Below are 13,114 nucleotides of genomic sequence, written 5' to 3'. Positions count from 1 at the left end.
TTCCTAGGGGGCGGGAATCAACGTACGGATGAGATCAGCGACCTGCTGACTGCTGTTGGGCATGGCCAATTGGCGGGCATTCTCGGCCATGGCTTGTAATTTTTGCGGCTGCCCTAGCCATTCTAAAATGATCTGCCCGAGGCGATCGCCCGTCAATGCCGACTGCGGGATCATTTCAGCAGCGCCGGCACTCACCAGCACTTCAGCATTCACCGTTTGGTGATCTTCAGCCGCATAGGGATAGGGAATCAACAGCGCTGGGGTTCCTGTGAGGGTTAGTTCCGCCAAGGCACTGGCGCCAGCTCGACTAATGACGATATCCGCGCGGTGCAGCAGGGATCCCATGGGTTCAAAGAAGGGAAAGACGAGATAGTGGGGATGCTGAACACTTTGGGCATCGGGATCATTGTTGCCCGTGAGATGCACCACCCAAGCCCCCGCCTCGAGCCAGCGGTGAACCGTTTCCCGTACAAGGCGATTGATGGCCACTGCCCCTTGACTCCCCCCCATCACTAGAATCAGGGGTACCTCCTTGGGAATCGGCAACTCCAAGTCGCCGGGATGGAGAATATCGGGACGCACCGGGGTGCCCGTGACCCGTAGGTTCAGCCGTTTGGATTTGAGGTAGGCTAAACTCGCGGGGGTACCCAAGGCAACCAGCGTACACCAAGGCGCCAGCCAGCGGGTGACTTTGCCTGGTAGGGCGTTGGATTCATGGAGCAGGGCGACACGCCCCAAACTGCGAGCCGCTAAAATAGCTGGCGCTGCAATGTAGCCACCGGTGGTAAACACCCCTTGGAAGTGTCCCTGTTTTAACAACTGGCGCGTTTGCCAAAAAGCTCCCCAAAATTGCCAGAGGGGGCGCAGCCTTGCCCAAGGGGTCTTGCCTTGGACACCAGCGAAGTTGATCGTATGCAGGGGGTAATGGGGCGGAATTAATTTCTGTTCAAGGCGATCGCGCACCCCCAACCAATGGATGTTATATTCAGGTAACTCTTCTGCTACTGCTAGTGCGGGAAAGAGATGCCCGCCAGTACCACTCGCTGCAATCAGTAGTTTCCTTGGCCCAAGCATTAAACATTCCAGCCCAATGTGGTCATGAGCTTATCGACAAAGTTGGTATAGACAATACCGCTGCGAAACTCTGGCGTGTCCATCACCTGCTGATGAAAGGGAATGGTGGTCGGCACCCCCATAATCGCACATTCTCTTAGGGCACGCTTCATGCGGGCAATGGCAGCGGGGCGATCGCTCCCCCACACCACCAATTTACCGATCAGCGAATCATAGTAAGGGGGGATTTCATAGTCGGTATAAACATGGGAGTCCATGCGCACCCCAGGGCCACCGGGGGGCAAGTAACCACTAATACGACCGGGATGGGGACGGAAATTGCGCTCCGGATCCTCGGCATTGATGCGGCATTCAATGGCATGTCCCCGCAACAGCACCTGTTCTTGGGTCAAGCTGAGGGGTTCCCCTTGGGCAATGCGAATTTGCTCCGCAATCAGATCCAGCCCCGTAATCATTTCTGTGACGGTGTGCTCCACCTGAATGCGAGTATTCATTTCCATGAAGTAAAAGTTGTCTTGGCCGTCGAGGAGAAATTCAATGGTGCCAGCGCCCACATAGTTAATCGCCTTAGCCGCAGTCACGGCGGCAGCCCCCATCTTGGCACGCAGTTCGGGGGTGAGGGCAGGGCTAGGCGCTTCCTCAAGGAGCTTTTGATGACGCCGCTGTACAGAGCAATCGCGCTCCCCAAGGTGAATGACATTGCCATAGCTATCCGCCAGAATCTGGAACTCAATGTGGCGGGGATTTTCAATAAATCGCTCCAGATAGACGCCGGCATTGCCAAAGGCGGCTTCCGCTTCCCCTTGGGCGGCACTGAGGGCCCGTCCTAAATCTTCAGCAGAGCGCACCAAGCGCATCCCCCGGCCACCCCCCCCAGCCGTGGCTTTAATCATCAGGGGATAGCCAATTTTGCGGGCGATCGCCCGAGCAGTTTCCTCATCCTGCACCAGTCCATCACTGCCGGGAATTGTCGGCACCCCCACCTGTTGCATCGTCGCTTTGGCGGTGGATTTATCCCCCATGGCACGCATGGCAGCGGGACTCGGCCCAATAAAGGTAATTTTGTGGTCGGCGCAGATCTCGGCAAAGCGGGCATTTTCCGCCAAAAAGCCATAGCCTGGGTGAATCGCCGAGACATGGCGGGTGAGGGCAGCAGCAATAATGTTGGGAATATTGAGATAGCTGCGGCTACTGGGGGCTTCGCCAATGCACACCGCCTCATCGGCCAATTGCACATGCAGGGCATGGCGATCTACGGTGGAATAGACGGCAACCGTTGCAATGCCCAATTCCTCACAGGTACGCAGAATCCGCAGTGCAATTTCGCCACGATTGGCAATCAAAATTTTCGTAAAGGCCATGGCGGTCAACGGTAGGGGAAGCGATCCCTAATGCTACCATGCCAGCTCAACGCTTCCGAAAAGGCGACGGCAATTGCATTGGTGCCACTGGCAAAAACAAGTTAGGATCAGCAGGGTTTTATTTGGGAGCGCACTATGGCTGCTGTGTCACCCACGATGGCCTTGACCGTTACGAAAACCAGCAATTGGACAATCGAAGACAGCGAGCAGCTCTACCGCATTCAGGGCTGGGGCGAACCCTACTTTGGGATTAATGCTGCGGGTCATGTCACCGTCTCTCCCAAGGGCGATCGCGGTGGGTCATTGGATCTCTATGAATTGGTGCAGGCGCTCCAACAGCGCAACATTGGCCTCCCCCTGCTACTGCGGTTTTCCGATATCCTTGAGGATCGCATTGAGCGACTGAATGCCTGCTTTGCCCGCGCCATTGCTCGCTATGGCTATCAGGGAGCCTACAAGGGGGTCTTTCCCGTTAAGTGCAATCAACAACGCCACATCATTGAAGCCCTCGTGCGCTTTGGCCAGTCCCATCAGTTTGGCCTAGAGGCAGGATCAAAACCGGAATTGCTGATTGCCTTGGCCATGCTCAATACACCGGGGGCACTGCTGATTTGCAATGGCTACAAAGATCGCAGCTACATTGAAACGGCGATTCTCGCCCGTCGCCTTGGCCACACCCCGATCATTGTCCTTGAGCAGCCCGAAGAAGTCGCGGAAGTGATTGCTGTCAGTCAGGCTTTGGGCATTGAACCCATTGTGGGGGTACGGGCAAAACTGAGCACCCAGGGGGTAGGGCGTTGGGGCACTTCTGCGGGCGATCGCGCCAAGTTTGGTCTGACGGTGCCAGAGATTTTAACGGCAGTCGAACAACTGCGAGAAGCAGGAATGCTCAATTCCCTGCAACTGTTGCACTTTCACATTGGCTCGCAAATTTCTGCCATTAGCGTCATTAAGGATGCGATTCGCGAGGCGGGGCAAATTTATGGCGAGCTGGTGCGCCTCGGTGCCAATATGCAATACCTCGATGTGGGCGGCGGCTTGGGGGTGGACTACGACGGCTCCAAAACCAATTTCCATGCCTCGAAAAACTACAGCATGCAAAACTACGCCAGTGATGTCGTGGCCGGCATTAAGGACGCCTGTCGGCAGCGGGGCATTCCCGATCCCATTCTCATCAGTGAGAGTGGCCGCGCCATTGCCTCCCATCAATCGGTATTGATTTTCAATGTCTTGGGGGTCAGTGAAGTGCCCAAAATTACCCCCGAACCCGCCACGGAGGACGAGCACCTGATTATCCGCAACCTCTACGACACCTACCAAACGATTGATGAGAACAACTACCAAGAGGCCTACAACGACGCCCTGCAATTCAAGGGGGAGGCCATCAGTCTCTTTAACTTTGGCTACTTGAGTTTGCCAGAGCGGGCACGGGCAGAAAGTCTCTTTTGGGCCTGTTGTGCCAAAATCCTCGGCATTGCTCGCCAGCAGGAATATGTGCCCGACGATCTCGAAGATCTTGAGAAAATCATGGCTTCGATTTACTACATCAATCTGTCGGTGTTTCAGTCGGTGCCTGATAGCTGGGCGATCGATCAACTGTTTCCAATCATGCCAATCCACCGCCTCGATGAAGAACCCACAGAACGGGGCATCCTTGCAGATCTGACCTGCGACAGCGACGGCAAAATTGACCAATTTATTGACCTGCGGGATGTGAAATCGGTCTTGGAACTGCATCCCTTTCGCCCAAGGGAACCCTACTACCTTGGTCTCTTTCTCAACGGTGCCTATCAGGAAATCATGGGCAATCTCCACAATCTTTTTGGGGATACGAATGCCGTCCATATCCGTCTAACTCCCAAGGGTTATGAAATTGAGCACCTGGTGCGGGGCGATACAATGCAAGAAGTCCTCGGTTATGTGCAGTACCAAGGAGATGCCCTGTTAGAAAAAATTCGCCGTCGCACTGAGGCAGCGCTGGCAGAACAGCAAATTACATTGGCAGAAGCGCAGCACCTGCTAGAAAACTATGAGCGGAGTTTGCGCAGCTATACGTATCTATCCTCTTAGGGAAAGCGATGCTGGGAACATTTCAGTCAAGCCATTTGCGCATTGAGGTGCCGGCCACCGCAGACCAACTGCGGGAGTATTTGACGCAGCCAGCACAGTTACGGCAGTGGTTGTGGCCCCTACAGGTTCAGACGACGGGCGATCGCCTGCAAGTGGGGGATACCTTCACCAGTGAATTCCTGTGGTTAAAACTGGAACATCGCGTGGAACTACTCACAGCAGAGCGACTGGTATTGGTGCTGCGGCAGGCCATTGAGGGCTGGCAAGAATGGTCGTGGGGAGAGGGCTGGGTACAGTCCTGTATTGAGGGGGTAACACCGCTGCCTCTAGAGTTGGGGCAGACTTTCCTCCTATGGCGGTTGAAATCAGTGCTGAGTGAAACGGTAGCAAGCTGAGGGTCGAAGAACGTTGAAGCGATCGCGCCAATTGGGATGGATCTTATTCTTGAGTGCCCTGCTTCTCAGCAGTTGTGAGGGCAGTGGGCTACAAAGTTGGTTTGCTGCTGACCCCAATGCTGATCAATGGGCAGGGAAGGCACCCACGCCAGAACCGACGACAACGCTACCAGAGAATTTACGGTTTCCTAATGCGATGCTTGTAGCCAATCAGCCCCAAGCGGGGTCACCCCAGACGACGGAAACCCGCTGGCAAGCACCCGCGCCGGCGATCGCCATCCAGCAATTCTATAGCCAACAATTTCAACAGTCGGGCTGGCAACTGGTGGAGCAACAGGTAGCCGACAATACGATCACCCTCAAGGGGCGCAGTGCTGAACTGGAAGTGAGCGTCACCATCAACACGGTGCCAGAAAATAACCTGACAACCTTCACCGTGGCCTACACAGCCGTCAATAGCACCACGGCCACACCGTCTCCCCAGCCCACCCATTCCTCCCCCCAAACGTTCGCTGATCTAGAGGACGCCCCTGCCCCCCTACAGCCGGCCATTCGTGACTTGGCAGAACTGGGGGTTCTCAGCACCACGGGCGATCGCCTGCAACCCAATACCCCCATCAGTCGTGCTCAGTTTGTGCGTTGGTTGGTGACCACCTACAACCGCTTTTATGCCGATCGCCCCGCACGCCAAATCCGCTTGGGCAGCCGCAACGACACACCCATTTTCCAAGATGTGCCCCGTGATCATCCCGACTTTCCCTATATTCAGGGACTGGCGATGGCAGGATTTTTGCCCAGCCCCCTCACCGGCGATACTAGTACCCTCTTTCGCCCCAATGCTCCCCTTACTCGCGAAACGCTGTTGCAGTGGAAAGTGCCCCTCGATCAACAGGGGCGGCTCAGTCCCAGCACGATTGACCGCATTCAGCAAACATGGGGCTTCAAGGACAGTCAACGGATTGCTCCGCCCGCCATCAATGCCGTGGCCGCTGACTATCTCGCGGGGGATCTCTCAAACATTCGCCGCGTTTGGGGAGAAACCCTCTTGCTCCAGCCCCAAAAACCCGTCACCCGCGCCGAAGCCGCAGCAGCCCTGTGGTATATCGGCAACGGGACCGAGGGACTCTCAGCAGCGATGGTGAAGCAAGCACCGCCCTCTGCCTCCTAGAACCTTGCTAGATTAGAAATCCGAGTCAATTGTTACGATTTGCGGAACTGATTGCTGCCTATGCCTTGGCCCTTATCCCGTGGTTACCATCGTCAAATTGCCCGCCTCGAAATTACGGGGGCGATCGCTGGGGGTACTCGCCGTCGTGTCCTCAAAGCCCTGAAAACCATTGAAGAGCGGAGCTATCCGGCACTACTGGTGCGCATTGACAGTCCCGGCGGAACCGTGGGGGATTCCCAAGAAATCTATGCGGCCCTCAAGCGTTTGCAGTCGAAAATGAAAATCGTTGCCAGTTTTGGCAATATCTCTGCCTCTGGCGGGGTCTATATCGGTATGGGGGCACAGCACATCATGGCCAACCCCGGCACCATTACAGGCAGTATTGGCGTCATCCTGCGGGGCAACAATTTGCAACGGCTCCTCGACAAGGTGGGGGTCTCATTCAAAGTGATCAAGTCTGGCCCCTACAAAGACATTCTTGCTTTCGATCGCGACCTCACTGAGGAAGAAATCCGCATTCTCCAAGACCTCATTGACACCAGCTATCACCAATTTGTCCAAACCGTGGCCGAAGGCCGTAACCTCGATGTGGAAACGGTACGCAGTTTTGCCGATGGCCGTGTCTTTACCGGTGAACAGGCCCTTGCTCTCGGACTGGTGGATCGCTTGGGAACCGAGGAGGATGCCCGTCGCTGGCTGGCGGAATTGGCAGGACTTGACCCCGACAAAACCAAGGTGCAAACCATTGAAGAACCCAAGTCGCCCTTGGCTCGGCTGTTTCCGCGTCAGCAGGAACGATTCCCCTTTCCGTGGCAAGCGGGTCTCGACTGGTTGGAATTTGAAATGGCCACCAATGGACTTCCCCTATGGCTCTATCGCCCCTAAGCTGGATACAGTACCCTTGCGGATATCTTGATGGAGGAGCACACTGTGGGCTGGCGCGTCCGAGCAATTCGTGGAGCAACTACCGCCACTGAAAATTCAATTCCAGCAATCCGTGAGGCGGTTTTGGAACTCCTCGGCGAGATTGAGCGGCGCAATGCCCTCGATTTCTCGGAAGTGATTAGTGTGACCTTCTCTGTGACCCGTGACCTCGATCAAATCTTTCCGGCAGCGATCGCCCGGGAATGTCCCCATTGGCGCAACATTCCTCTCCTCGATGTTCAACAAATGCATGTGGAGGGAGGCTTACCCCGCTGTATCCGCTGCTTGATTTACTTCAACACCCCCAACCCCGATCAACCGATTTACCATGCCTACCTGCGCCATGCCCAGAGCCTCCGTCCCGATCTGGCAATGCACGGCGACTACCATCCCCTCCATCTGTCCTCTCATTCCCTAGGTTAACTATGACCGCTCTTGTCCGTGACTACATGACCCCCAACCCCTTTACCATTCGTGCCGATGCCCCGATTTCTGAGGCAGTTCGCCTGATGGAAGAAAAACAGGTGCGCGGCCTCCCCGTGGTGGATGATAAAGGCAAATTGGTGGGCTTGGTGTCTGAAGCTGACCTGATCGTGCGCGAAGCGCCTCTCGAGCCACCGTTGTACATTACGTTCCTCGGCAGCATCATTTACTTTGAGTCTCCAGAATCCTTTCATCAACACCTCAAGAAAACCCTTGGCCAACAGGTGCAGGATGTGATGACCCCTAACCCCCACACCATTGGGGTGGATGCCCCCATTGCCGAAGCGGCTCGCCTCATGGTGAATCACCACATTAGTCGCCTGCCGGTCTTGAATGCCCAAGGAGAATTGATCGGCATTATTAGCCGTCATGATCTGTTGCGCGCCCTGCATACCCAAGAAACTTCTGCGTGACGTTTGTCAAATTGGCCTGACACTAACTTTCAAGATTGGTGACTTCCCATAGAATAACCACAGGTTCGCTCGCGATCGCCTGAGGGTTCTTTGATCATGACCGCTTCCCTTGATTTGATTTGGCAGCAGGCACGGCAGGGTCAAGCAGAGGCCATTGCCCATTTGATGAACCGCACGCTTCAGGCCAAGGGAGTGCGTGCCCTCGTTCGGCGACGGGGTGACTGTTTACAAATTATGTTTGAAGCGGCGCGATCGCTCCCTCCCCAAGTCTGCGTTCAGTTTGTTTGCCGAGGCCTCAAGCAATTGGCGCCCCAAGGCGTTCTACGTGTACGGCTCCATGCTCGGCTCCTTGGCGAAGAATGGCCAGAATGGACACAGACCGTTGACTTACAGGAGACCTTACCAGCGGCGCCGTCTGTCCAGGCAAGCTCAAATCCAACAACACCTGCCACCACGCCATCCCATCAAGCGGTCAGTGCTTTTGCCCTCAGTTTACTGGCGATCGCGGGCACGAGTGCCGTTGCCCTTACCCTGCAAAATCAACTCAGTGTCGATGCCCCGCCGAGTGCGGAACCCAGTCCAGCCATTACAACCCCTGAACCCGACGTTCCCCTTGTGCCCCCCCCACCCGCCCCGAGCGATCGCCGGCTGCGGATTAAGGCCGTTGGCGATATTGTCCTTGGCACCAATTTTCCGAGTAACCGCTTGCCTGCGGATCCACAAAAGCTCTTTGCCCAAGTGAAACCCTATCTTCAGGGGGCAGATCTCCTCTTTGGCAATTATGAAAGTACCCTCACCGATCATCCCCATCCCTTCAAAAACACCAGTAGTGGTCGCAGTTTTGCCTTTCGCTCACCCCCCAGTTATGCACAGGTGTTGCGCCAAGCTGGTTTCAATGTCCTCAACATTGCCAACAACCACAGCTACGACTTTAATGAGCAGGGATTTCGCGATACGATTCGCCACATCAACGCCGCTGGCATGACCGCCATTGGTGATCTCAATCAAATTACCTACCTCGAAGTCAATGGCCTGAAAACCGCATTTATTGGCTTTGCCACCTACTACGGCCAAAATCGCATTCAAGACCTCAAGGCCGGTGCCGCTCTTGTACAGAAGGCCAAGCAAAACGGTGATATTGTGGTTGTTAGTTTCCATGGTGGCGCCGAAGGCAGCGATCAAATTCACACCCGCGATCGCACCGAGTACTTTTATGGCGAAGACCGCGGCAATGTGGTTCAGTTTGCCCGCACCATGATTGATAACGGTGCCGATTTAATCTTAGGTCATGGCCCCCATGTCCCCCGTGCCCTTGAATTGTATAAAGGCCGCCTCATTGCCTATTCCCTAGGGAACTTTGTCGGCTATCAGACCCTGAGCAGTCACGGCACCCTTGGCAAGTCCTTAATCCTAGATGTTGAACTCGACGGTTCTGGCCGCTTCCTTCAAGGTAAAGTCATTCCTGTACGCCTCGATGCCAAGGGGATTCCCCACATTGATCAAAACTTTGCCAGTGTGCAACTGATTCGCCGTTTAACCCAAGCCGACTTTCCCAACACTCCCTTGCAGATTGAACGCCTCGGTGAAATTGTCAGCACCGATTCCCAATCCTAGTCTTCCTCTGGTCGATGAGACAACTGTTGGTGCTCAATTTTGACCGGTAGAAACTTAGGAATTTGTGTAATAAGGGATTCGGCTATGGCATCGTTACACCCTTGATAAAGAGGCACTCTGCGAGGAGGCCCCGGCACATTAAGAGTGAAGTAAATCTTGAAATGATTCTGTTCCCAAGAACGGCCATGCCTGCCTTGTATCACTTCGACATATTTTTGGACAATCATTGCCTCTATATCGGGAAAGTCATATTCTCTGCGAAATTTGGTTTTCGGATTCTCCCATATAATCTTTCTTGTAGATCGATCAATGATTAATGTTTCCTTATATTTCAACGACTCTGACATACGAGGATAGTAGAATCGCTGATAAGAGACTGCTAAGAAGTTAACCGTCAAAGGAAAAGTCAAAATAGATATAATTGCACTCGGTAACTAATCACGGTTTCTATAGGTATACGTCTAGGTTTCTCGATTAGACTACAGGAATCTTGATAATCAGTCTTGTGCCGCTTTCATCGCACCACAATTTCCCCCACCCCATCCACCAAAATGGGAACTCCCATGATCCTCTAGGCTCCAAGAAGCGCAATATTTCCGTCGGTGACCACGTCGAACTATTTCCTCTTTGATTTCAATGTTACTCCCTGAGACGTATTCAACTAACATTTCATTTCGTTTATACAATCCCCAAAACCAATATTCTTTAACTCAGCACTGGGCAGTGGCGGTCATATCTTTCGTTTCAGTGCGCTGACAACTCAACTGTACTGAAAGGATGGAAGAAAAGTATAATTTTAAGAAAATGATTATCAAGCCAGCAAGCATCCATAAAAGAGCCATTTCATCAGCAACGGATGAACCTTCTAGCTTGATTTGAGATTCGTTTTTCTTTGCGATGTTCATTTTTAATAATTTATTAAATTTTGACAAAAATTCTCTATCTCATCCCTATCTAGCAGGGTAACAATTTCACCTTGGAGATGGCTTTTAGGTTTATAGACTAGTAAACAAAATTTAGTGGTTTTTCATTTTCAATTCCTATGAAAAGGGCTGTGCACTAACTTTCACAGCGTTGCGAGTGTGCGATACTTGTGGAAAGGGCTGTACTGCGATGCAAAGCTTCAACCAGTGAAAAAGCGAGTCACATTGACATTCCCTCGACGGACGATTCAAATGCCCGTCACCTATCGCCTAGCCAAGGACTTTAACATTGCTGCCAATATCATTCGCGCCCAAGTGGCACCTAACCAAGTGGGCAAACTGGTTCTAGAGTTGGCTGGGGACATTGATCAAATGGAGGCCGCCCTAGAATGGTTGCGGCAACAGAATATTGAGGTTTCCCTTGCCAGCCGTGAAATTGTGATTGATGAGCAGGCCTGTGTCCACTGTGGCCTCTGTACGGGGGTATGCCCCACTCAGGCGCTGACGCTCCATCCAGAGACGTTTCAACTCCAATTTACCCGCTCCCGTTGCATTGTCTGTGAGCAATGTGTGACCGCGTGCCCGATGGAGGCGATTCACACCAACTTTTAATTCAACTCCTCAACTCCTCCTCAAGGGTCACGTCTTGATAGATATCAGACAAGTGGCCTTGCCAAGCGATGCTCTTGAGTTCAACCGAATTTTGTGGCGGGGAATAGGCCTGCCAAACCCATAAGCCCGAGGTACTGCGACGAAAGGTCTCTAGCCGCTGCTGACGAGTATTGACCAGCACGTATTCCTCTAGCGTCTCAAGGCTTTGATAGTCAAGGAACTTATCGCCGCGATCAAAGGCCTCTGTTGAAGGAGAGAGCACCTCAATCACCAAGCAAGGAAAAGATTTATAGAGAGAGGTTTGCCGATCCCGTGGATCGCAGGTAACAAAAAGATCCGGATAGTAAAAGCAATTTCGCTGCTCCAGACGCACTTTCATATCTGAAATGTAGAGACGACAGCCCCGTTGGCGCACCGTTGGTCGTAGCAGAGTTGCCAAATTTAAGGCTAAGGTGACATGGGCATCGCTTGCCCCTGCCATTGCGTAGATCTGACCGTTGATGTATTCGTGCTTGACCCCACTTTGGGTTTCCCGTTGCAGATAGTCTTCAGGACTCAGTTGTGGCGAAGGTTGCGTGCTCATTGGCAGTCTAGAATAGCCAACGCTTATCTCGCTACTATTGATCCTAGGGTACGAAGAAAATTATGACCCAACAACACGGATATTGGGCACTGGCAACGCTGGCGGGGATGATGCTCCTGATTGCCCCGGCCAAGGGGGTGCCTGCGGTGGCACTGCCAGAAAGTTTTTATCGGGCGATCGCCAGCCAAGACTGGGCAACAGCGGTGCAAATTCTCGATCAGGTCATTCGTGCCCATCCCCAACAGGCGCCAGCCCTTACTAGCTATCGTCAAGAATTGGTGCGGCTGCAACAACTTCCCCGAACCCCTGCTCCGCCCATGGCAACAGTGATCACCCAGCCCAGTGGCATCGTACCGATTCTGCGGCGGCAGGGAGGAATTCCCGTTATCCCAGTGATGTTTAATCAACGGTTACGGTTTGAGATGCTAGTGGATTCAGGCGCCAGTATGACAGTGATTACGCGATCGATGGCACGCGCTTTAGGCATTACCCCCGCTCAAGTGGTGGATAATCGCCTGTTTCATACCGCGAATGGTCAAGTGGTGCTGCCAGTGGTCTATGTCCAATCCATCAGCGTCGGCGGTTTTCATCGGAAGCAAGTGCCCGTTGCTGTCGCTGGGCCTGAAATGACCATTGGCCTATTGGGGCAGGATTTTCTCCAGCACTTTGATGTCAGTTTGCGGCAAGATCATATTCAGTTGCAGCGTCGTCCTTAGGCAATGCCCATTCTCGCCCAAGCGGTCTTAGCCAGTCACAATGCCGGTAAAGTCAGAGAGTTTCAAGGCTGGTTACAGCCATGGATTGGGGAGTTGCTGCCCCTGCCAGCCACGCTTGAGATTGCTGAAACTGCGGATTCCTTTGTGGGCAACGCCTGTTTGAAGGCCACCACTGCTGCTCAGGAGCTGGGAACGTGGGCGATCGCCGACGACTCGGGGCTAGCCGTTCATGCCCTTGAGGGGGCACCGGGGATCTACTCGGCTCGCTACGGTGCGACGGATGCTGAGCGTATTGAGCGTCTATTACGGGAAATGGCCGGTGTCAGCGATCGCGCCGCTGAATTTATTTGCGTTATTGCCCTCGCGCGTCCCGATGGCACGATTGCCGTTACGACCGAAGGACGGTGTGCAGGCGAGATTTTAACGGCGCCCCGCGGTCGGGGGGGGTTTGGCTACGATCCTATCTTTTGGGTGCCCAGTCAGCAGCGTACCTTTGCCGAGATGAGTCCCACTGAAAAGCAACAGGTCAGTCATCGGGGTCAGGCATTGCAGCGGCTGCGGGAGTATTTGCAAACCTTTCATCCGTAGATTCACGGTTGTTGGCAGCAAGCTTTTTGTCCTACACTGACGCCAATAGTGTTCCTCAACCAACCTGTGGCCACTATGCAAGAACGGGTCTAGCGTCGCAAAGTTGCATTCAGCAATGCCCTTCATAGAAAGAAGTTCATAGGGAATATAATGAAAGGAAGGGGGCACGTCCCTTAGGCCCAGTGGCAGT

13 protein-coding genes are annotated in these 13,114 nt (G+C 53.6%); 10 read left to right on the top strand and 3 right to left on the bottom strand.

Annotated features, from left to right (window positions below):
* Nucleotides 1–3 precede the first annotated feature (3 nt).
* Together murG and accC are read right to left on the bottom strand one after the other, a co-directional pair.
* A complete protein-coding gene (murG, locus tag RHK62_RS09200) occupies nt 4–1,074 on the bottom strand; it encodes an undecaprenyldiphospho-muramoylpentapeptide beta-N-acetylglucosaminyltransferase (protein ID WP_302678361.1) in 1,071 nt (356 codons plus the stop codon).
* The gene (gene accC / locus RHK62_RS09195; protein WP_206200298.1) at nt 1,074–2,435 is read right to left on the bottom strand and encodes an acetyl-CoA carboxylase biotin carboxylase subunit; all 1,362 of its coding nucleotides are present in this window, start codon (nt 2,433–2,435) and stop codon (nt 1,074–1,076) included. The genes murG and accC overlap by 1 nt, the downstream gene beginning before the upstream one ends.
* A gap of 156 nt (nt 2,436–2,591) precedes the next feature.
* Here accC and speA point away from each other — a divergent pair, with 156 nt between their 5' ends.
* The 8 genes from speA (at nt 2,592) to RHK62_RS09155 (ending at nt 11,037) form a co-directional block, all read left to right on the top strand.
* Nucleotides 2,592–4,505 (top strand): biosynthetic arginine decarboxylase, encoded by a 1,914-nt coding sequence (gene speA, locus RHK62_RS09190; protein ID WP_302679169.1) that lies wholly within the window; start codon nt 2,592–2,594, stop codon nt 4,503–4,505.
* An 8-nt stretch (nt 4,506–4,513) separates the two neighbouring features.
* Entirely contained in the window at nt 4,514–4,900 is a 387-nt protein-coding gene (locus RHK62_RS09185; protein ID WP_302678360.1) for a hypothetical protein, read from the top strand.
* Nucleotides 4,901–4,949: 49 nt separating this feature from the next.
* Complete coding sequence (locus RHK62_RS09180; RefSeq protein WP_302677483.1) at nt 4,950–6,068, top strand: S-layer homology domain-containing protein; 1,119 nt, start codon at nt 4,950–4,952, stop codon at nt 6,066–6,068.
* A gap of 60 nt (nt 6,069–6,128) precedes the next feature.
* Nucleotides 6,129–6,953: a signal peptide peptidase SppA gene (gene sppA / locus RHK62_RS09175; protein ID WP_206200295.1), complete on the top strand. Its 825-nt coding sequence runs from the start codon at nt 6,129–6,131 to the stop codon at nt 6,951–6,953.
* 30 nt (nt 6,954–6,983) lie between these two features.
* Complete coding sequence (aroH, locus tag RHK62_RS09170; RefSeq protein WP_149819637.1) at nt 6,984–7,415, top strand: chorismate mutase; 432 nt, start codon at nt 6,984–6,986, stop codon at nt 7,413–7,415.
* A gap of 2 nt (nt 7,416–7,417) precedes the next feature.
* Nucleotides 7,418–7,888 carry a CBS domain-containing protein gene (locus tag RHK62_RS09165; RefSeq protein ID WP_302678358.1) on the top strand — a complete coding sequence of 157 codons (471 nt, stop codon included), beginning with the start codon at nt 7,418–7,420 and terminating at the stop codon, nt 7,886–7,888.
* A gap of 96 nt (nt 7,889–7,984) precedes the next feature.
* A complete protein-coding gene (locus RHK62_RS09160; protein WP_310453619.1) occupies nt 7,985–9,502 on the top strand; it encodes a CapA family protein in 1,518 nt (505 codons plus the stop codon).
* Nucleotides 9,503–10,632: 1,130 nt separating this feature from the next.
* Nucleotides 10,633–11,037, top strand: coding sequence for an NIL domain-containing protein (locus tag RHK62_RS09155; RefSeq protein WP_206200291.1), 405 nt, complete (start codon nt 10,633–10,635; stop codon nt 11,035–11,037).
* A 1-nt stretch (nt 11,038) separates the two neighbouring features.
* On the opposite strand, the gene RHK62_RS09150 is transcribed toward RHK62_RS09155, so the two are convergent.
* Entirely contained in the window at nt 11,039–11,620 is a 582-nt protein-coding gene (locus RHK62_RS09150; RefSeq protein WP_206200290.1) for a Uma2 family endonuclease, read from the bottom strand.
* A 62-nt stretch (nt 11,621–11,682) separates the two neighbouring features.
* Here RHK62_RS09150 and RHK62_RS09145 point away from each other — a divergent pair, with 62 nt between their 5' ends.
* Together RHK62_RS09145 and rdgB are read left to right on the top strand one after the other, a co-directional pair.
* Nucleotides 11,683–12,336, top strand: a complete 654-nt coding sequence (locus tag RHK62_RS09145; protein ID WP_310453618.1) for a retropepsin-like aspartic protease — start codon at nt 11,683–11,685, stop codon at nt 12,334–12,336.
* A 3-nt stretch (nt 12,337–12,339) separates the two neighbouring features.
* Nucleotides 12,340–12,924 (top strand): RdgB/HAM1 family non-canonical purine NTP pyrophosphatase, encoded by a 585-nt coding sequence (gene rdgB, locus RHK62_RS09140; RefSeq protein WP_206200288.1) that lies wholly within the window; start codon nt 12,340–12,342, stop codon nt 12,922–12,924.
* Nucleotides 12,925–13,114: the final 190 nt, after the last annotated feature.

The organism is Thermosynechococcus sp. HY213 (genome assembly GCF_031460975.1).
GTDB lineage: Bacteria > Cyanobacteriota > Cyanobacteriia > Thermosynechococcales > Thermosynechococcaceae > Thermosynechococcus.
This window is presented reverse-complemented; position numbering and strand designations above follow the sequence as displayed.

Bases quoted from the DNA above. Each gene is read 5' to 3' on its own strand.
- murG (WP_302678361.1), bottom strand. From the start codon at position 1,074: ATGCTTGGGCCAAGGAAACTACTGATTGCAGCGAGTGGTACTGGCGGG.
- accC (WP_206200298.1), bottom strand. From the start codon at position 2,435: ATGGCCTTTACGAAAATTTTGATTGCCAATCGTGGCGAAATTGCACTG.
- speA (WP_302679169.1), top strand. From the start codon at position 2,592: ATGGCCTTGACCGTTACGAAAACCAGCAATTGGACAATCGAAGACAGC.
- RHK62_RS09185 (WP_302678360.1), top strand. From the start codon at position 4,514: ATGCTGGGAACATTTCAGTCAAGCCATTTGCGCATTGAGGTGCCGGCC.
- sppA (WP_206200295.1), top strand. From the start codon at position 6,129: ATGCCTTGGCCCTTATCCCGTGGTTACCATCGTCAAATTGCCCGCCTC.
- aroH (WP_149819637.1), top strand. From the start codon at position 6,984: ATGGAGGAGCACACTGTGGGCTGGCGCGTCCGAGCAATTCGTGGAGCA.
- RHK62_RS09165 (WP_302678358.1), top strand. From the start codon at position 7,418: ATGACCGCTCTTGTCCGTGACTACATGACCCCCAACCCCTTTACCATT.
- RHK62_RS09160 (WP_310453619.1), top strand. From the start codon at position 7,985: ATGACCGCTTCCCTTGATTTGATTTGGCAGCAGGCACGGCAGGGTCAA.
- RHK62_RS09150 (WP_206200290.1), bottom strand. From the start codon at position 11,620: ATGAGCACGCAACCTTCGCCACAACTGAGTCCTGAAGACTATCTGCAA.
- RHK62_RS09145 (WP_310453618.1), top strand. From the start codon at position 11,683: ATGACCCAACAACACGGATATTGGGCACTGGCAACGCTGGCGGGGATG.
- rdgB (WP_206200288.1), top strand. From the start codon at position 12,340: ATGCCCATTCTCGCCCAAGCGGTCTTAGCCAGTCACAATGCCGGTAAA.